General features: G+C 46.2%; 15 protein-coding genes and 3 tRNA genes. 4 read left to right on the top strand and 14 right to left on the bottom strand.

All coding sequences use genetic code 11. The features are described from left to right. Positions 1–45: 45 nt before the first annotated feature. From AC5ZC7_RS03615 to murB, 5 genes are all read right to left on the bottom strand, one after another. Positions 46–1,410, bottom strand: a complete 1,365-nt coding sequence (locus tag AC5ZC7_RS03615; protein ID WP_496162075.1) for a RagB/SusD family nutrient uptake outer membrane protein — start codon at positions 1,408–1,410, stop codon at positions 46–48. Positions 1,411–1,428: 18 nt separating this feature from the next. Continuing rightward, positions 1,429–4,920, bottom strand: coding sequence for a SusC/RagA family TonB-linked outer membrane protein (locus AC5ZC7_RS03610; RefSeq protein ID WP_496162076.1), 3,492 nt, complete (start codon positions 4,918–4,920; stop codon positions 1,429–1,431). A 33-nt stretch (positions 4,921–4,953) separates the two neighbouring features. Then, positions 4,954–5,946, bottom strand: a complete 993-nt coding sequence (locus AC5ZC7_RS03605) for a FecR domain-containing protein (protein ID WP_496162077.1) — start codon at positions 5,944–5,946, stop codon at positions 4,954–4,956. Between the two features lie 83 nt (positions 5,947–6,029). Then, positions 6,030–6,611: a sigma-70 family RNA polymerase sigma factor gene (locus AC5ZC7_RS03600; protein ID WP_496162078.1), complete on the bottom strand. Its 582-nt coding sequence runs from the start codon at positions 6,609–6,611 to the stop codon at positions 6,030–6,032. A 220-nt stretch (positions 6,612–6,831) separates the two neighbouring features. Then, positions 6,832–7,848 carry a UDP-N-acetylmuramate dehydrogenase gene (gene murB / locus AC5ZC7_RS03595; RefSeq protein ID WP_496162079.1) on the bottom strand — a complete coding sequence of 339 codons (1,017 nt, stop codon included), beginning with the start codon at positions 7,846–7,848 and terminating at the stop codon, positions 6,832–6,834. A gap of 74 nt (positions 7,849–7,922) precedes the next feature. On the opposite strand from murB, the gene AC5ZC7_RS03590 reads away from it, so the two are divergent. Together AC5ZC7_RS03590 and AC5ZC7_RS03585 are read left to right on the top strand one after the other, a co-directional pair. Beyond that, positions 7,923–8,585: an NAD(P)H-binding protein gene (locus tag AC5ZC7_RS03590; protein ID WP_496162080.1), complete on the top strand. Its 663-nt coding sequence runs from the start codon at positions 7,923–7,925 to the stop codon at positions 8,583–8,585. Between the two features lie 32 nt (positions 8,586–8,617). After that, entirely contained in the window at positions 8,618–10,588 is a 1,971-nt protein-coding gene (locus AC5ZC7_RS03585; RefSeq protein WP_496162081.1) for a DUF3857 domain-containing protein, read from the top strand. 6 nt (positions 10,589–10,594) lie between these two features. Here AC5ZC7_RS03585 and priA read toward each other — a convergent pair whose 3' ends face one another. From priA to AC5ZC7_RS03570, 3 genes are all read right to left on the bottom strand, one after another. Continuing rightward, positions 10,595–13,036, bottom strand: coding sequence for a replication restart helicase PriA (gene priA, locus AC5ZC7_RS03580; protein WP_496162082.1), 2,442 nt, complete (start codon positions 13,034–13,036; stop codon positions 10,595–10,597). Further along, positions 13,033–13,800 carry a 1-acyl-sn-glycerol-3-phosphate acyltransferase gene (locus AC5ZC7_RS03575; protein ID WP_496162083.1) on the bottom strand — a complete coding sequence of 256 codons (768 nt, stop codon included), beginning with the start codon at positions 13,798–13,800 and terminating at the stop codon, positions 13,033–13,035. Before AC5ZC7_RS03575 ends, priA begins: the two co-directional genes overlap by 4 nt. Positions 13,801–13,940: 140 nt before the next feature. Continuing rightward, positions 13,941–14,384: a DUF4258 domain-containing protein gene (locus AC5ZC7_RS03570; RefSeq protein ID WP_496162084.1), complete on the bottom strand. Its 444-nt coding sequence runs from the start codon at positions 14,382–14,384 to the stop codon at positions 13,941–13,943. A gap of 82 nt (positions 14,385–14,466) precedes the next feature. Here AC5ZC7_RS03570 and mtaB point away from each other — a divergent pair, with 82 nt between their 5' ends. After that, the gene (gene mtaB / locus AC5ZC7_RS03565) at positions 14,467–15,744 is read left to right on the top strand and encodes a tRNA (N(6)-L-threonylcarbamoyladenosine(37)-C(2))-methylthiotransferase MtaB (protein WP_496162085.1); all 1,278 of its coding nucleotides are present in this window, start codon (positions 14,467–14,469) and stop codon (positions 15,742–15,744) included. Positions 15,745–15,868: 124 nt separating this feature from the next. On the opposite strand, the gene AC5ZC7_RS03560 is transcribed toward mtaB, so the two are convergent. Genes AC5ZC7_RS03560 through AC5ZC7_RS03550 form a run of 3 tightly spaced genes read right to left on the bottom strand, consistent with a single transcriptional unit; the run spans position 15,869 to position 17,482 of the window. Beyond that, a complete protein-coding gene (locus tag AC5ZC7_RS03560; RefSeq protein ID WP_496162086.1) occupies positions 15,869–16,480 on the bottom strand; it encodes a DinB family protein in 612 nt (203 codons plus the stop codon). A 45-nt stretch (positions 16,481–16,525) separates the two neighbouring features. Beyond that, positions 16,526–17,164, bottom strand: a complete 639-nt coding sequence (gene aat / locus AC5ZC7_RS03555; protein WP_496162087.1) for a leucyl/phenylalanyl-tRNA--protein transferase — start codon at positions 17,162–17,164, stop codon at positions 16,526–16,528. Between the two features lie 9 nt (positions 17,165–17,173). After that, positions 17,174–17,482, bottom strand: coding sequence for an ATP-dependent Clp protease adaptor ClpS (locus AC5ZC7_RS03550; RefSeq protein ID WP_496162088.1), 309 nt, complete (start codon positions 17,480–17,482; stop codon positions 17,174–17,176). Positions 17,483–17,580: 98 nt separating this feature from the next. Between AC5ZC7_RS03550 and AC5ZC7_RS03545 the strand changes: the two genes are divergently transcribed. Next, a complete protein-coding gene (locus AC5ZC7_RS03545) occupies positions 17,581–19,722 on the top strand; it encodes a cation:proton antiporter domain-containing protein (RefSeq protein ID WP_496162089.1) in 2,142 nt (713 codons plus the stop codon). Between the two features lie 151 nt (positions 19,723–19,873). Here AC5ZC7_RS03545 and AC5ZC7_RS03540 read toward each other — a convergent pair. From AC5ZC7_RS03540 to AC5ZC7_RS03530, 3 genes are all read right to left on the bottom strand, one after another. Continuing rightward, a tRNA-Val gene (locus tag AC5ZC7_RS03540) sits at positions 19,874–19,948 on the bottom strand. A gap of 33 nt (positions 19,949–19,981) precedes the next feature. Continuing rightward, a tRNA-Val gene (locus tag AC5ZC7_RS03535) sits at positions 19,982–20,056 on the bottom strand. A gap of 37 nt (positions 20,057–20,093) precedes the next feature. Further along, a tRNA-Val gene (locus tag AC5ZC7_RS03530) sits at positions 20,094–20,168 on the bottom strand. Positions 20,169–20,206 lie beyond the last annotated feature (38 nt).

Here is a 20,206-nt window from a genome sequence, read left to right as displayed (position 1 = left end):
TATTGGGCCTGCTGCATAGCAGCAGGCCCGGTTGTAAATGGTTGGTTATAAATGTTCGTTAAGCTCAATTTCCGGGTTCAGCTGGCGCAGCTTTGGTGCAATAGGTAACAGGTACATAGGGGAATTGGGCTGTATGTCGTATTGCTTTCCATTGTAGCTATGATGCAGCGTTTTAGCAAATTTCGGATCTTTGTTCAATCGTTTCAGGTCAAACAATCGCATTCCACGGAAACATAGTTCTCTTCTTCTTTCTTCCAGTACTTTCACCAGCGCATCTTCTGCAGAAGTAGCAGTAACAGGCTGATATGATGCTTTGAGAATACGCGCCTGCCGTACTGCATTCATATCATTCATGGCGGTAGTGGCATCGCCTGCTCTGGCTTCACACTCTGCTTTTACCAGGTACATTTCTGCTACAGTTGGGCCCAGGTTCCTGCTATCGAACGATAAAAACTCACCATTGTAATACAGGTATCCTCTCATTGGATCGGTAGTAGAAGTAAAAAGTATCTGGTAGCGCAGGTCATGCAGTGAATCTTTAAACGCGGTTTGCAGATCCTTGCTGACAGAAAACCAGCTGTAGGAATTATCTGCCAGTTTCATCAATAATGTTTCGGGATTGGCACTGTTGATGGGAAATGAAGAGTGGTCATTTGCAAACTGGTTATAGTCTGTTAGTTTATTCCTGATAGCCAGGGAGCCATTAGCCGCTGCCAGAGCGTCCTGGTATTTACCGGCAGCTAGTGCAGCCCGTGCCAGCACTGCGTAGGCAGATGCCAGGGAAGGTTCAAAGTAACTGGTACTGGTATTGCCCAACAGCGTAACTGCCAGGTTAAGATCTGTAAATACCTGGTCATATATTGCCTGAACAGAAGCCCTGTTTAATTTTTGATCAGTAGTAGGAGCCAATAACAACGGCACTCCCAGAGCTTTGGTCGCAGTGGTGGCATCATATTGCGCGCCATAAAGATTTACGAGAGAGAAATAAGCAAACGCCCGGTGTACCAATGCTTCTCCCATTACCTGGTTACGTTCTGTTGCGGATCCATCTGTCACAGTTTTCATGCCTTCCAATACAACATTGGCCAGGTATACCTGTTTATACAGGTCATTCCACATATCATCTTCATCACTGCTCACATACACATTATTCTGCCAGGTATGCAGTTTGAAGGTACTGTTGCCCAGGTAAGTTAATCCTATAGGGTCATAGAATTCCACATCATCCGTTATCCATTCATCGGAACCGTAAGAAGTAGGTAAAGTATAGGCGTCATTGAGCAGCAGCCGAAAATCTTTGTAAACAGAAGGTATCACCTTACCCTTGGGTTTTATATCCAGGTAATCACGTCCACAGCTGCTTAGCACAATGATAGCCAAAGCAATCCGGCATAAGTGTATATATTTCATGAAACGTTCTTTAATATGTTAAAATGTTGTACGTAAACCAATAGCAAATGACCTGGCAGGAGGCAGCATACTGTAATAGGCGGAAGGAACATAATCTGGATCAATACCCTCTTTGTTTTTAGTCCATAATGCCAGGTTTCTGCCATAAGCGAGTAAGGATAATCTTTGCAGATGTATACTGCGCAGGAGTTGCTGTGGAAGATCATACGATACCGAAATCTCTCTTAGCCGGATATGTGATCCACTCTCAATCAGCTGATCAGACAATGAATACCACTGGTCGGAGTAATTCACACCTGTGGAAGGCATTACTGGTACAATCGTTTTACTTTCATCACCCGGTTGTCTCCATCTTAAGGCCACATCTTTGTGAATAGATTTCTGTGTGGAATAACTGAAATATGAAACACTTGGTCTGCGGAATATATACCCTAACTTGAAAGTCACCAGTGCAGAGAGTTCCAGCTGTTTATACCGGAAGGTATTGGTCCAGCCACCAAAATACTTAGGCACTGTACTACCGCTATAAGTAATCGTAGAGAGATCTGCAGAGATGTCATCTTCCGTCAGCATTCTTTTACCTGCTCCATTCAATACCGTTGGCCGGCCTACGCTGTCAAGACCACCAAAACGATAACTGTATACCGCCTCAATAGGCTTCCCTTTTACCGGGTTGGAACCAGCGCTACTGTTAACATAATAGGTTACCAATTCTCTTTGCAAGTTGGAAGAGGCTACCTTATTCACATTATAACTCAGGTTCAATGTAGATTTCCAGTTGAAGGCCCTGGTCCGGATAACATCAGCAGTAACATTGAGATCTACCCCGCGGTTATCCACTTTTGCCGTATTTACAATCAGCGTGGTAAAACCGTACGTTGGATTAAATTCGGCTGGGCCCAGCAAGTCGTAACATCTTTTAAAATATGCGTCCACACTCATTTCCAGCCGGCTATTCCAGAAGGAAGCATCTAATCCGAAATTCAGGGTTTTTGTTTTTTCCCAACGTAGTAGTGGATTGGCCGGGTTACTGATATTAGCATATGGCAACCCGTTATAATAACCAATAGAAGAAGGAATAGTCGCTATCAGGTAAGGACTGGTGGTTTTATCCACATTTCCGTTCACGCCATAGGTAGCGCGAAGATTCAGCCTGTTCATCACAGGAATATGCAGGAAATTTTCTTCTCCCAATTTCCACATACCTCCTATCGACCATAACGGTGTGGCCCTGTATTTCTTACTGGCGCCAAACAAATTGGAGTCATCCAGCCTGGCACTTCCGGACAGCACATATTTCTCTTTGTAAGTATAGTTCGCATTGGTATACCAGGAAAGATACCGGTCGCGCGCATCTGATAAAGTATTTGGATTGGATGGTTTATTCTGATAATTGGTAACGGCGGTTTTGTAATACAGGTCATAATTCACCAGGCTGGAAGTCAGGGTTTGATCATCATAACCATACAACCGGCTGCTGGCGCCTGTTGACCATACCTGCCTGATTTCTCCACCTCCTACGGCATCAATTCTGTGATTGGCACCAAGTGATTTATTCAGGTTCAACTGCCCGCGAACATCGTAGTGTTCCATTTCTGCGTTGGAAAAATCCAGTATGCCCCCTTTGGGCAGTCCGTATACCAGTTTGCCCGCTTGCACAGAGGTGGCATTGTTCACCGCGCTTCTGCTCGTATAGGTGTTAGGGTTATAATAATTCCTGTTACGGGAGAAAGACTTCTCATACAGTCCGCTGATAGCAGCGCTCAGGCCAGGCAGTATCTTGTAATTGACACCTCCATTGAAACGATAAAGATTAGTCCGGGAAGTGTTATCCGCATTGGCCAGTTCATCGATATAATTGTATTTCCATGGCTGGTAGCCCATTTTCTCCAGGGAGTCCAGTGTACGCCTGTTGAAGGCCCGTGCATACTGCATAGGAGCGCCATTGTCGTCCACAATCCGGTCGTAAGGCAACAGGGTGCTGGTGCCTGGCTCCAGTGGCCGAAGTCCCAATCCGTTATTTTTGTTGGTAGTCATTACGATCATGAAACCTATATTGGCTTCCAGCTTTTTGGTAAGCTGAAAGGTATTGCCGGAATTAAGCGTGACACGTTGATTACGGTTGCCCTTTGCTACCGGTAATTCATCGCTGTAAGAACCAGAGATAAAGTATTTGGCCACCTCACTACCACCAGCAAAAGAGAGATTGTATTGCTTTATTTGTTGCTGTTGGAGGAGGTATTTATTGTACTGGGATTTAAAGTCGTGGGAGGCCAACTGTGCAACCAGCGCATCTCTTTGCGCAGCGGTAATTTCACCGCGTTTAAAGCGGAAAAAGATATCAGCGCCGGCGGAGGTAGCAGGTAATGTTCTCCCGGTGGGATCTGGTAGCAGCGACTTATTCACCGCTTCCTGCTCAAAATTGAGGTAGTCGGCGCTATTGGCCACAGGGCGGTATCCCAGGTCTGGCCTGCCGCCAATGGTATAATTAGTAGAGAAGTTAATCTGTCCCCGTTGATTCTTTCCTTTTTTCATTTCGATGACCACGACGCCATTAGCGGCTCTTACTCCCCAAATAGAAGCTGCCGCTGCATCTTTGAGGAAGGTGATCCTGGAAATATCTTCCGGGTTCAGCATAGCAAGGTCGCCTTCATAAGGGAAACCATCAATAACAATCAGCGGATCCTGTTGTGCGCGCAGGGTATTACGCCCACGGATGGTGAGCGATGTTTTGGTAGTAGGGCGTCCGCTGGCATCCGGCGGATTGGCAGTTACCAATAATCCGCTAACAAGTCCTTCCATTTTATCGGCTACATTCACGGTCACCTTCTTCTCCATATCCTGGTCTTTAATCTGCGAGAAGGAGCCTGTAGCCCTTTCTTTGGCGATGGTTTGGTAACCGGTAGATACCTCTACGGCGGACAACTGGATATTGGCGGGATACATACTGATATTAAGGCGTGGGCTGGCAGACACCACCTGGTTCTGGGTTTTGTAGCCCACAAACGTGCATGCGAGCATATCGCCGGAATGGGCATATTTCAGCGCATAATAGCCATTACCATCGGTCAGGGTCCCTTCTTTATTACTTAGATTTTTCACGGTAACACCTGGCAGGGGGCGATTATTTTCATCAGTAATAGTACCGGAAAGAGCTTTCTGCTCAATGGTTCCGGTTACATTGCCTGTAAGCGCGTTTTTCTTGCGCACATCCCGGATAATGGTGTAGGTGTTGTCATTGACAAACAGGAATATCAACCCTTTCGGATATAATAATTCCTTTAACGCCACTTCCACAGACTTCCCGGAAAGCGTAGCCGGGTCAAAGCTAACAGTGATATCTTCCAGCAAACTGTTTTCAAAAACAAAGCTGGTACCGAAGGTTTTTGTAATCTGCTTTAATGCAGCGGTAACAGGCATGTTTCTGGCCTGGGCAGCGATACGCTGTGAGCCGGCCATTAACAGGCATGCCATGGTCACCGTCTGAATGATCTTCAGCACTCTGTTCATAAACTGATTGATTTTTTGGTTGGTAAATGAGGCCTACTCCTTATTGGTAATAAAAAGAGTATCCTGATGTTGGTTGATATTTACGTCCAGTATCCTGGATAAAACGAATAATAAATCTTTCTCTCCCTGCATAGGAATCCTGCCCTCAATTTTCCTGTCAAGGATGGACGAATCTTTCGTCATGATAGTATACCCATAGCGCTCTTCTAAAATGTGAATGATCTCTTTTATTTTGGTACCATTTAATAACAGTTCATGTCTTGTCCAGGCGGTAACCGCGAGTGTATCCACCTTTGTGGGCACATTGTTCTTTGCGGTATTGTTCCAGCCTTCTCCAGGCTGCAGAAAAACCGGTTGCTGTGGCGCATTGAAACGATCAATACGTACCCGGCCTCTTTGGAGTACCACAGACAATGTTCCATTGCGGGCATGTACATTAAAGGCGGTTCCCAGCACCGTTACCATAGCGTTACCAGCCATTACGCGAAAAGTATCTCCCTGGTGTTTTACATCAAAGAAGGCCTCTCCCTGCATCTCAATATTCCGTTTGTGGGTGAAATACCAGGAGCGTGCATACGTTACGGTTGTATTGGCGTTCAGTATTACCAGGGAATGGTCCGGCAGGATGATTTGCCTGGTTTCTCCATACCCCGTTCGAATACTGACGGAAGAAGTCATAAACCAGGCAACACCGGATACCATCAATAGCAAGATGGTAGCGGCCACTGCCCACCATTTCCGCTGCAAATAAAATACGCGTGCGGTTGGCTCCCTGGCAATTTCCACGAGTAACTTTCCCCAATTTTCGGGTATAGCGCTTTCGTTTCGCTGAATAGCAGACGTAGATAAAGCATACACCATTTCCCGCGCTTCCTCCATCTTCGCTACAGCAGCGGGGAAATCAGTCATTACTTTCTCCCAGTAAGCATTCGTTTCCGCACCGGGATATTTTACCCATTGAATGAAATATTCATCCAACAGGAAGTCTTCCGACAGATAATTCTCAAAATCTTTTGCTCTATTCATACGCGGCTATCCGCAGGTTTACAAATACAGACGCAGGGTAATTCCGGAATTACCCCATTTTCAAAAAAATATTTTTATTTTTTTTACCGGCGCTGAAGCAGCAGCAAAAATACAAGTAGTGAAAACCCTCCTAATTGCTCGCGCAGGCGCTCCAGCGCCCGGTAGATGAGCTTATAGGTAGCGGTGGTGTTTATTTCAAGAATATCCCCAATTTCCTCGTAAGAGAGGTCTTCGTAAAACTTCAGGAAAATGGCCTCCCGTTGCCTGTTGGTAAGGGTATCTAATAACTTATCTACTTTGTTTTTTAACTCGCTGGCTCTCTCGGCCCGAATGAGCGGGTGTTCGTAGGTTAGCTCCAAATTGAAAGGAACATATTCTGCTGATATGGATTCCTCCTGGCGGGAAGGACTGTAAGATAATTTCCGCGTCAACATACGACGGAAAGACAATAGCAAATAGTGTTTGGCCACCTGCGGTGTGTTGATAGATTCCCGGTTGCGCCACAACTTCAAAAAAAGATCATTGATGCTTTCTTCTATGAAAGACTTATCCAGTGTAAACTTCAGCCCATAATTAGACAAAACCGGAAAATATTCCCTGTATAATCCTTCCAACCCGGTGATCTCACCGGTCTTCAACAGTGTCCATAATTCAGCATCAGGCATATCAGGTAGGAATGCAGTTCAGCACAATAATACAAGAAATTTTTATTAATGGGGACGGGAGGCAACATCAAAATTACGAATTACGAATTACGAATTACGAATTACGAATTACGAATTACGAATTACGAATTACGAATTTATGGGGAGATAGTAAACGCGAAGAATATCCGCTATCATCTCCCCACAAATCCGTAATTCGTAATTCGTAATTCGTAATTTTCTATACAATATTCACTTCTCTTTCCAACGCTACCCCAAATTTCTCTTTCACACTATCCAATACTTCCTGGGATAAATCGTAGATCTCGCTGCCTTTGGCATGTCCGTAGTTTACCAGTACCAGCGCCTGTTTGGCGTGTACACCGGCATCACCTTTACGATAACCTTTCCAGCCACATTGCTCTATCAGCCAGCCTGCTGCCAGCTTGAACTGCTCACCTGCTACCGGGTAAGCCACCAGCTGTGGGAAAATTTCATGCAACGCAGTGTACTGTTCTTTGCTGATGGTCGGGTTTTTAAAGAAGCTGCCCGCATTGCCAATCTTAGCGGGATCTGGCAATTTAGACGACCGGATATTAATCACCGCCTGGCTGATAGCCTGTATCGACAAATCAGCTACGTTCATCCGTTGCAGCTCTTCATTAATAGCACCATAACTGGTATTAAAATGAGGTTGTTTACTTAATCGGTAAGTAACCGATAAAATGGCAAACTGCTGCCGGTATTCTTTTTTGAAAACGCTTTCCCGATAACCAAAATGACAATCGGCATTATTGAAAGTAACGATCTTATTATCTTCGAGATGCAACGCTTCCAGCTCGTGGAATACATCTTTTATTTCCACGCCATAAGCGCCGATATTCTGCATAGGACTGGCACCTACATTACCCGGTATCAGCGACAGGTTTTCCAGTCCTGCCAGGTTCAATCCAATACAATGTTGTACAAACTGGTGCCAGTTTTCCCCGGCTCCCGCTTTTACATATACATAATCGCTATCTTCCTTTACAACGGCAATACCTTTGAGGTCATTCTTCAGCAGCCAGCCGTTAAAGTCCTGTGTAAACAGGATATTACTCCCTCCTCCCAGTATCATCAGCGGTAACTGTTGCGTACGTTGTTGCGCTGTCAGCTCCTGCAAGGCTGCTACAGAAGAAAAAGCCGCGAAATAACGCGCTTTGGCATCAATACCAAAAGTATTATATGATTTGAGCAGAACATTTTCTGATACCTGCATAATAACCTAAATTTATGGTCAGCAAAGATAACCGCAAATCATTTAGAAATTTCTACATCACATAATCCATTTTCATGAACAAAACGGCGATTGTTATAGGAGCAACAGGACTAACTGGCACCCACCTGGTGGCAGCCTTACTCCAGGATGCTTCCTTCAGCAAGGTGAAGGTATTGGTTCGGCAGCCCTGGGCACATGCAAGACCCAGGCTGGAAAGCATTATTGTAGACTTTGATGATACGGAAAATCTTACCGCCGCTTTACAGGGTGATGTGCTTTTTTGCTGCATCGGTACCACTATTAAAAAAGCGGGCAGCCAGGAAAAGTTCAGGGCTGTAGATTACGGCATCCCGGTAAAATGCGCCAACATAGCGCATGAACAAGGGGTGTCGCAACTGGCTATCATGTCTTCGATTGGCGCCAATGCACAGTCCCGCAATTTCTACCTGAGAACCAAAGGCGAAATGGAGGCTGCCGTGGAGGCTATTGGATTCAACAGCCTGTCTATATTCCGGCCTTCCGTATTAATTGGTTCCCGGAAAGAATTCCGCCTGGGCGAATGGCTGGGGAAATTACTTATCCAGCTCTTTTATTTTTTATTACAGGGGAGATGGAAAAAATACCGGGGTATTAAAGCAGCCACCGTCGCCAACGCCATGATAGCAGCCACAAAGCAGGCCCACACCGGCATCAGTGTATATGAATCTGATGCCATCCAGGCGATGGGCGCTTCATGAAATCCGAAAATTCAGTCTTATCTTTAACGGGTATGAAAAAATGGGTCCTTCTTCTGGCTGTTGCAACTATTGCAATGCTCCCCTGTTCCCTGCAGGCACAGGTCAACAACTATTTTCCTGAATTATGGAAAGAAAAGCCAACGCCACATGCCATCGCCTCTACCGATCATCCCTATACGATACTGGATTACCGGGTGGTAAGGGATTTCAATGTAAACCGGGCCGATAAAGCCAATAATTACACACATTACAAAACCATCTATAAAAGCGTAAAAGTCAATACGCAGGCAGCAGCGGACAGTCTTACCCAACTCATTATGACGATGGAGTCCAACGAAGAACTGCGGGGCATGCGCCTGCGCATTATATCTCCGGACGGACAGGTAACCGACCTTAATAACCAGGTACGCATGCTGCCCCTCACAGACGCCCGCAGAGCAGTGGTCATCAACAACCTGGCACTGCAAACCGGCTCAGAAATAGAATATGAACTAAGCGTGAAAGTTGCCTACGATTACGCCAGCAGTGAAATACTGCAATCGGCCCTTCCCGGTAACCAGGCGAGCTTTCTGCTGATAGCCCCCAAAGAGCTGGAATTCAGGTTTAAAACCAGCCCGGGGGTGCCCGCTATTGCCGATAGCACCAGTGGCATCAGCCGCTATTACTGGCTGAATATGCAGCCCGTACCAGCCCTTAAAGGCGATGATCTCTACTATTTCCTGCCACAACTGCAACGCGTAGATTTTGCACTCCAACAGGTAGTAGACGGCAAAGACACTACCCGCATGAACTGGAAACAATTCGGAGACGATAACTATATCCCGTTTGTAGCCATCTCAAAAGCAGAATACAAACAACTCGAAAAAGAACTGCCGAAATGGAATTTCACCCAGCAACGGATGCCCACTACACAAATGATTTACCTGGTAGAGCAGTTTGTAAAAACCAACTTTACACTCACCGCTCCTGTGGAAACCGGCGAAACCGTTGACATCATCTCCATTCTCAAAAGCAGGCGCGCTGATAAAACAGGCATGACCCGCCTGATGAATGCTGTGTACTATATGCTGAACATTCCTACACAAGTGCTCTTTACTTCTGCCCGCGACAGCATATTAATCGATAGTCAGCTGGTGAACAGGCAGCTGCCCCGCAATGTATTACTGTATTTCCCTACAGTACAACAAGCCCTGTCGCCAACGGAAATGAATACACGCTTCCCCTGCTATCCGTCGTTATGGGCCGGTATACCTGCCCTGCGCTGCCGCGACACCCTGGTTGGCCAGGAAAGTAAAGTACTCACTGATTTTGTTACCACTCCCGTGCCGCCTTATACGTTAAGCAATATTACACTGGATGCCACCCTTAAATCTATCACAGAACCTACCTGGGAGGTCAAACAATCCTTTGGCGGTTATCCGGCAGCCAATATTAAAACGGCATTTGGTACCACAGGAAACAATACAGAGGGCAAGTTCAGGCTATACAACGCGCTCTTACCTTTTGAACCAGGCGTGAGAAAACCTACCTCGGTAACCACAGAAAATGAATTGTTCAATAACCGCATGTTGGATAAACCGGTGCGGGTAAACAGTACACTGAATACGCCATCTCTCGTAGAAAATAAAAATACACAGGTCATTATCCACCTGGGGCAGCTGTTGGGAGGTACTATAGCCACAGAAGCCGTCATGCCACCCGGTAACCTGCCCGTGCAGATTTCTTTTCCTTACTACCAGGAAAAAAGAGTCAACATCCCTGTTCCGGAAGGATATAAAGTATTGAATAAAGGGGATTTTTCGGAAGATATCACCGATTCCGGCACCCAACCGGCGCTGGGTTATAAAATGCGGTGTGAACAGGAAGGCAATATGCTGCACATTTTCATTGTAGAATGGTATCGGCAAACTGACTTAAATGGTGCACAGAAAACCCTGTTCGGAAAAATGCAGCAAAGAATAACCCGGGTACAGCAACTGAACCTGGTGCTGCAAAAAGACTAGCCATCTTTATACACCATCTACATCGGGTACAATCACCACAGAACGGAATGTTTTTTCCGCTTTCAGCTGGATAATAAACTCCTGCAATACCTGCTTGATATGTGCAATCATACGGGCGTCGCGCGGGAGTTTAATCAACATCTCCTGCAAATAATTATTGCGCACCCTGGCTACCAGCGGCGCTGCGGGGCCTACCAGCTGCGTACCAATATGAGGCTGTAACCAGCTGGCCAGTATCATGGCTGCCTGTTCTGCTACCTGCTGATTTTTATGACGAATGGTTAACTTCAGTAAACGGAAAAATGGCGGATAGCCGAACGCCTGGCGTTCCTCAATTTCCGCAGCATACATCGCTTTATAGTCGTGCGCCATAACATAATGCAGCACCGGATGACGGGTATTACTCGCTTGTATCAACACCTTCCCCATTCCGTGTTTGCGGCCGGCCCGGCCACTCACCTGCTCCATCAGTTGAAACGCCCGTTCATTCACCCGGAAATCCGGGAATCCCAGTAAATTATCTGCGCTCAGAATGCCTACCAGGTTCACGTTTTCAAAGTCGAGTCCCTTCACTACCATCTGGGTGCCTACAAGTATATCAATATTGCGTTCCTCCAGCAACTGAATAAGCTTATTATGGCTATCCTTGTTACGGATGGTATCCATATCCATGCGGGCAATGCGCGCCTCCGGGAATACCTGTTGCAGATCGTCTTCAATTTTCTCGGTACCAAAACTTTTAGGTTCCAGCGTTTGTGCGCCACAGGCCACACAGGTATGAATATAAGGATAACGCGTACCACAATAGTGACACGTAAGTTTATCCTGGTTACGGTGATAGGTAAGCGATACATCACACTGCTTACAATGCGGAATGGTGCCACAGGTAGTACATAACAGGAAAGGCGCATATCCACGACGGTTCTGGAACAGGATCACCTGCTTACCGTCTGCCATACTTTGCGAGATGGCATTTTTTAACACCTCGGTGAAATTGCCATCCATCGTTTTCTCTGCCATTTCCTTCTTGATATCCACAATCTCTATGGCCGGCATTTCCATGCCACCGAAGCGCTCGTTCAACTCTACCAGGCCATATTTTCCCTGTTGGGCATTATAATACGATTCCAGGGAAGGTGTGGCAGAACCCAGCAATACTTTGGCTTTGAATAAACCTGCGTAATAAATGGCAGCGTCCCGGGCGTGGTAACGGGGGGCAGGATCCTGTTGTTTATAAGAGGCATCATGTTCCTCATCCAGTATAATCAGCCCCAGGTCCTTAAACGGCAACAACAGGCTGGAACGCGCGCCCAGTATAATTTGCAGTTCGCCCGTTTTTACCTTATTCCATATCTCCACGCGCTCATTGTTATTAAAGCGGGAATGGTAGATACCAATGCTGCTGCCAAAATGTTTCTGCAAACGACGTATAATCTGTGCCGTTAGTCCTATTTCCGGCAACAGGTACAGTACTTGTTTTCCACTGGCCAGGCATTCTTCCATCATCTTCACATATACCTGTGTTTTACCACTGGAAGTGACGCCGTGCAACAGGGTTACCTGCTTATCTTTAAAGTGGGTATGTACTTCCGCTAACGCGGTTTCCTGCGCAGGGCTCAGATTAAAATCTATCTGTGTTTCTACTTTGCCGGTAGGAATACGGTCTACCGTACGTTTTTCTATCCAGAGAATATTTTTATCTACCAGTCCTTTCAGTTGTGCCGTAGTAGCGCCGGACTTTTTGAGTAATTCATTTTGCAATACGCTGCCTTGTGTTTTCTGCAGATGCAGATAGGCCAGCAGTAATTCCATTTGTTTGGGAGCGCGGCCCATATCATTGAAGAGAGCTGCCAGTTGCGCTTCTTCCTGGTATTCCGCGTGCAGTTGCACGTAGTTTTCTTTCTTCTCTTTATATACTTCTTTTAATTCTTCATATACCAGCAGTACTTTTTTCTCTATCAATTTTTTGATAACAGAATATACTTCGGATTTATCAAGAATAAGCTGAACTTCTTCAATACGCAGCTCTTTACGGATCAGCAGTGCTTCCGCTACCAGGTATTCATCATCGTCCAATGCGCTGAAATCGTCGCCGTAGGCGTCGTTGAACAGCAGCAAGGTTTCGCTGGAAAGCTTGAGATGGGCGGGCAGTGCGGCATTCAGCACTTCTCCTTCTGTGCACATATAGTAAGCAGCTACCCAGGTCCAGAAGGCTAACTGTGTAGGATATACGACGGGATCTGCATCCAGCATATCCAGCAGTGGCTTGGTTTTATAAGGAGGGGCCTGCTCATGAACCGCTTTTACAATCCCTGCATATTTTTTTTGTTTGCCCAATTGTACGGCTACACGGCAGCCTGGTTTCAGCACATCCTCCATGCTTTCCGGCACCGCATAAGTATAATTTCTGGGTAACGCCAATGGCAATATTACATCTGCGTACTTCATCCTATTGGCTGCAGGGTTGGGTATTCGTGGTACTTGCGTAATTCTTTATCCATTACCTCAAACACCTGTTGTTTGAGGGTATTAATATCATCCATGGTCATTCCTTTAACAGGAATAGCCGGCAGGAATACTACGCGGCATTTACCAGGGTTGAGGTGCATAGGGCCTTTATGCGGTAAGCGATGACCGGCATCCAGGTACAGCACTGGTTTAATAGGCATCTGTAATTCAATAGCCATCCGGAAAGCCCCGTTGTGGAAAGGGCGCAAAGGCTGGTTGCTTTCGTTGGTGGTGCCTTCAGGGAATACGAGTATAGAAATGCCTGCTTTGAGGGCGGTCATCATTTCACGCACGCTTCTGGCTCTGGCAGCCGCATTGGAGCGATCTACCGGTACCACAGAATTCTTATAAATAAATCCGAAGAAAGGAATCTTAGACATTTCTACCTTACCCAATGGGCGAAAAGGGAGGCGCATTACTTTCACTGCAATAGCAGCATCCAGATAAGAGCGGTGGTTCACTACGAATATGCAAGGCTCATTGTCACGCTCACATTCATATTTACGGGTTACCGGCATACCTACCATTGGAAACCAAACGTGCGCCCAGAAACGTAGAAAATAAAAAATAATATTCCCACCTTTTTGCTTGCCCAGTAAAGACGCCAGGAAAATAGGCGGCAATATCAAAAACATGATACCCAAAAAGATGGCAGCGGCGTATATCACATAAATAACACGCAACGGTTTCATTAAAAAATTCATAAACGCCTCTTGATTAGAGTGGAAAACTACGACAAAATCTGGAAAAGCAGAAAGCGGAAAGCGGAAAGCAAAAAGCTATTGAAGCGGGTAACACACGCTTTGATCATTCGCTGCAATAGCTTTTTGCTTTATGCTTTTAGCTATTCGCAATTGCAACTCCAGTCTTTGTCCAGGTCTATGCAGGTAATGACTTTAGCATTTTCGCTATCACAGGGGGCAAATACCACCCGGAGGTGTTGCCCTTCACTGGAGTATCCTTCCAATGCATAGGTAGGACAAGGGCGATCGGCAGGGTTAGACTTTTCGGTATTTATTTCGCCACCTTGGAGGATCTCCTCCACTTCATTTTTGGTCACCTGACGGCACCCCATCCGACAAATGGCATGCTTCGTATATTCCAGGTGGGCATGCCTGTTAATGGCTTCCCCACCTATGGCGGGTTTATTGGTAGCTCCCCGGGCTACTACCGGCCTGTTACCGGGCGCAGGAGGCGTAGTGGTGTTTTTCCACCATTTCTGCTGCCAACCGGCCAGCAACAAGAGCGACAGGAGTAATACCGGGAGATATTTTTGTATGGACTTCATATATACACTAGAACGCCGCGCAAAATAGTCAAAATTCCTTACCTAACTATGACATAAAAAGTTCCTACCTTTGCCTCCCTTTATGGAACAGGTAAAAACAGTAGCATTTCATACACTCGGCTGTAAGCTGAATTTTTCAGAGACCTCTACTTTGAGCAGGTTGCTGGAACAGGATGGGTTTGTAAAAACAGATTTTGATAATACCGCAGATGTGTATGTTATCAATACCTGTTCGGTAACAGACAATGCTGACAAGGAATGCCGTATGCTGGTACGTCGGATACAACGCCGCGCACCCGGTAGTATGGTAGTGATCACCGGCTGTTATGCACAGCTGAAACCGGAAGAAATTGCCTCCATTGAAGGTGTAGACCTCGTATTGGGCGCCGCCGAAAAATTTAATATTACCGAACACCTCAAAACACTCACCAAGGGCGACAGTACCAAAATCTGCTCCTGTGATATTGAGGACGTAAATAGTTTCCATGCCTCTTACTCCCTGAACGACCGCACCCGTACCTTCCTGAAAGTACAGGACGGCTGTGACTATACCTGCGCTTTCTGCACCATTCCAATGGCCAGAGGTAAAAGCCGCAGTGATAGTGTGGCTAATGTAGTGGCACATGCCCATACCCTCGCGGCAACCGGCGTAAAAGAAATTGTACTCACCGGTGTAAACCTGGGCGATTTCGGTAAAGGCTTCGAAGGCGGTAAAAAAAGAGAAGAATCCTTCTTTGAACTGGCACAGGAATTAGATAAGGTACCCGGCATTTCCCGTTACCGTATCTCCTCTATAGAACCCAATCTGCTGACCAATGAGATCATTGAATTTGTGGCCAGCAGCCAGAAATTTATGCCTCATTTCCATATTCCGTTACAAAGCGGCAGCAATGAAATACTTGGCCTGATGCGCCGCCGCTACCGTCGGGAGCTGTATGCGGAGAAAGTAGCGCTGATCAAACAATTCATGCCGCATTGCGCCATCGGCGTAGACGTGATTGTAGGCTTCCCCGCTGAAAGTGATGCACATTTCCGGGAAACGTATGATTTCCTGAATGAACTGGATGTTTCTTATCTCCACGTATTCACCTACTCTGAAAGGGCTAACACCCATGCGCTGGAAATAAAGCCAGTAGTACCGGTACACATCCGCAATGAACGCAATAAAATGCTGCGTAACCTCAGCCATAAAAAACAACAGTTCTTCAATGAACAACACCTGGGGGAAACGAGAAAAGTATTATTTGAATCATTAGGGAAAGATGGTATGATGGAAGGTTATACCGACAACTACATTAAAATCACCACCCCTTTCCGCCAGGAATGGCATAACCAGATTATGGACTGGGAACTGAGATAGAGCAGAAAGCGTAAAGCATAAAGCATAAAGCTATTGAGGCGAATGATCAATGCGGATATTAAACTCGCAAAGTTCATTCGCCTCAATAGCTTTATGCTTTCTGCTTTACGCTTTACGCTTTCTGCTATTTCGGAAATCCCGGATCTGCCTTTACTTCCTGTAGCTGTTGTGTGTGCCGGTTAGTATGCGCAACATCCAACAGGAGCATCTGGTAAGCGTCGATGGTTCCCAATGGCGTTTTGTCTGTTACATGATTCCGCAGGTCATCGGTAGTGTTGGTGACATAAGCAATCAATTTGTTCCTGGAGTCGGTGAAGTTCTTAATCGCTTCGGCATCAGACGCGTAGTTATGCTTAGGTATACCATACTCCGGTGCTTTGAATTTGTGACTGCGGTCCTCTATACCTTTGAGGATTTGCTCATCTGTAATTTTAATATCCTTTCTCATTTCAGGATTAGCAGGCTGTTGTACCAATTGTTGCTCTCCATCCATAATGGATTTTTCGATGAGCATAATATGCTCTACACATTCAATCACTGACCAGCGATCCGGCGCAGGTTTGTATTCCAGTTGTGCATCGCTGAGTCCTTGTACTTCTTTTAAGAGGCTGTCCCTGGTTTGTTCCAGCTGGGTAATTAAAAGGGCTTTATCATCTCTGACTGCTTTTATTGCAGGGCCGGGAGATGTAAACGCGGAAAAGGTTGCCAGTGCCAGCAACAAGCTTAACTTTTTCATTGGGGGAAGATTTTTAGTGCCAGTAAAACTTACTAGAAAAGAAAGTTACGAAAAACCGATGATCTCCAGAAATTCTTCCCGTGTGATAAACCCTGCGCCCAGGGAGGCCAGGTGATCGGTATGTACCTGGCAATCAATCATATCCAGTTCGGCTGCATAAGTTTGTACAAACGTGATAAAAGCCGCTTTAGAGGCATTGCTGACCTCCGAAAACATAGATTCACCGAAAAAGAAACGGCCTGTTTTAACGCCATAGAGGCCACCTACCAGGCGATCATCCTGCCAACACTCTACAGACAGGGCGTACCCGGCTTTATGCAAACGAATATACGCGGCCTGCATCTCGGGAGTAATCCAGGTGCCTGCCTGCCCTTCACGGGGAATGCTGCTGCAGCGGGCAATTACGCCGGCAAAATTTTCATTGAAGGAAATGCGGAATGTCTTTTTGCGCAGCACCTGTTTCATGCTGGCTGATACCTTCAGTTCATCCGGGAATAGTACAAAACGGGGATCAGGGCTCCACCACAGAATAGGCGGTTCATCATACCAGGGAAAAATACCAGAACGATAGGCCAGTAACAATCTTTCTACAGATAAATCGCCGCCCACGGCGAGTAATCCGTCTGGCTCAGAGAGCTGTACAGGAGGGAATTTTAATTGCTTGTTAAGACGAAAAACGGACATATCAGCAAATCAGCTACCGGCCATTTCTTCAATAGTAACACTGAGTCCCCTTTCCTGCAAGGCTTCGCATAAAGGGCGCAGTTTGATGTATTCTCCCTGCTTTACAGCATATTTCCCGTTGAAATGAATGATCAGGGCACATTGTTCGGCCTGCTCATGCGTATGGCCGCATACTTCCATAAGGGAAGTAATCACCCAGTCAAATGTATTTACCTCATCATTCCAAACAACCAGGCTAAAGGGAAACTGCTCATCTTCCGCTACCAGCACGTCTATCTCTTCTTCCGGTAATCCTTTGGTACTTGTACGATCGCTCATCTTTAAAAAAAGCTTTACACAAAATTACATGGATTATTCGTTAATTTATCCATATTTAAAGCAGGGGTTGCTGATTTTAGAATACAAAAATGGTTAGAATGAAAGGACTGGTTTTACTGATGAGTACAAATTTGCCACTAAAAGATCCTATTCCGATCTTTTCGCTGGTACTGTTTATTATACTGTTAGCCCCTATTCTGTTGCGTAAACTGCGGATACCCAGCATTATAGGCCTGATTATAGCGGGCATGGCCATTGGGGATCACGGCTTTAACATCATTGAAAAGGGCAGTATTTCACTATTTGCCAATGCAGGATTACTATATATTATGTTCCTGGCGGGATTGGAGCTCGACATGACCGAGTTCCGGAAAAACCGCTACCGGAGCATGGTTTTCGGTGCTTTCACCTTTTTTATCCCGCTGATCATGGGATATGTGGTATGCAGTTATGTACTTCACTTCAATTTCATGGCCACCCTGCTGGTTTCCAGCATGTTTGCCACACATACGCTGGTAGCCTATCCGCTGGCCAGCAGACTGGGTATTACTAAAAATGAAGCTGTCACCGTAGCCGTAGGAGGCACCATTATCACGGATACGGCCGTGTTACTGATACTGGCCATCATCACCGGTGCACAGGCCGGCAACCTCAATACCTACTTCTGGACGCGACTGGGCATTTCCCTGGCCATTTTCGCCGTGATCATCCTCTGGTTGATGCCGATGTTAGGCAGGTGGTTTTTCAAGAAAATAAAAGACGATAAAACCTCGCATTTCATATTTGTAATGGCATTGGTATTTGCCTCCGCCTTTCTGGCCGAACTGGCCGGTGTAGAAGGCATTATCGGGGCTTTCCTGGCGGGGCTGGCATTAAACCAGCTGATCCCGCATACCTCGCCCCTCATGAACCGTATTGAATTTGTAGGTAATGCCATCTTCATACCCTTTTTCCTGATCAGTGTTGGTATGCTGGTAGATCTGCGGGTATTACTAAAAGGCCCTGAAGCCCTTATCATTGCAGGCGCCCTCACCGGTATGGCGCTGAGCAGCAAATGGCTGGCAGCGTTTTTCACCCAGCTGTCGTTCAAATACAGTCCCACCCAACGCAACGTGATATTTGGATTGAGCAGTGCCCATGCAGCCGCCACTATCGCGGTGATACTCATTGGTTACAATATGGGTATTGTAGATGAAAATGTGCTGAATGGTACCGTGATCCTCATTCTTATCACTTGTCTCACAGGCTCGTTTGTAACACAAAACGCCGGACGCCGGCTGGCCATCCAGGAAGCAGAAAGCAAACCCGAAGCATCCGAAACGCCGGAACGTATACTGGTACCCGTGTCCAACCCGGATCGTATTGAAGCCCTGCTCGACTTTGCAGTGATGATCAAGGATACCAACGCACCAACGCCGATTTACCCACTGGCCGTAGTACAGGACAATGAAGAAGCCAAAGAAAAAATACAACTGACCAATAAGATGCTGGAAAAAGCGGTAATTCATGCTGCCGCTACTGAAAGCCCTGTACAGGTGGTCACCCGTATAGACCTGAACGTATCGGATGGTATTACCCGTGCCACCAAAGAACTGCTGATCAGTGATGTGGTATTGGGCTGGACAGACAGAACCAGCACCACAGACCGCTGGCTGGGCAATATCTTTGGTACTACCCTCGACAACGTACTACAACGGGTATGGGAAACGGTGTACGTTTGTAACTTTCATTCTCCCTTAAATACCACCAAAAAAATGGTGCTGGTAATGCCGCCTAATGCGGAATATGAGCTGGGCTTCCTGCATTACCTGCAAAAAATGTTTATGCTGGCCAAACAAGCCGGGGCACGGCTGCTGATTTTCTGCAGTGGCAAAACACAGGTAATCACAGAAGCTTTTGCAGAAAAGTCCAAGATGAGCGTGGATCTCAGTTTCCGCCGCTTTGATACCATAGAAGATTTCCTGGTTCTTTCGCGGGAAATCACCCGCGATGACCTGGTAGTAGTGGTAACTGCCCGTAAAAGCACGCTTTCCTATCATGCTTATATGGATGGTATTCCCGCCAAACTGGAGCGTCATTTCAGGGATAATAATGTGATTCTGCTCTATCCGGAACAAAGGGAATTCGAGTCCCTGGAGGCAGGGCTGCAACCAGAAGATCTCACACTGGCGCCTATACAGGAACAAATTGCGAATCTGAATAAATTAGGTAAAGCAGTAAGAAGAATATTTAAGAAGTAGTTAGCTATTAGCAGTTAGCTTTTAGCAAATGCAGCGAATGACTAACAAATATTGGTCTTCGCTGCATTTGCTAAAAGCTAACTGCTAACAGCTAATAGCTAAAACAAAAAGGTCCCGCATTTCTGCAGGACCTTTTTATTGATGTGTAGTGTGGGAGCTACTGGATTCGAACCAGTGACCCTCTGCTTGTAAGGCAGATGCTCTGAACCAGCTGAGCTAAGCTCCCGAAGATCTTTAAGGGTGTTATTACTGTGTAGTGTGGGAGCTACTGGATTCGAACCAGTGACCCTCTGCTTGTAAGGCAGATGCTCTGAACCAGCTGAGCTAAGCTCCCTCTAAAGATCTCGAAAAATATGTCAAAAAAACGGATGTGGGAGCTACTGGATTCGAACCAGTGACCCTCTGCTTGTAAGGCAGATGCTCTGAACCAGCTGAGCTAAGCTCCCTTTTTGTTTCTTACCGATCGTCCCTTTTGTTCGATGGG

The sequence above is a fragment of the Chitinophaga sp. 9-1-y genome (assembly GCF_059511905.2).
This window is presented reverse-complemented; position numbering and strand designations above follow the sequence as displayed.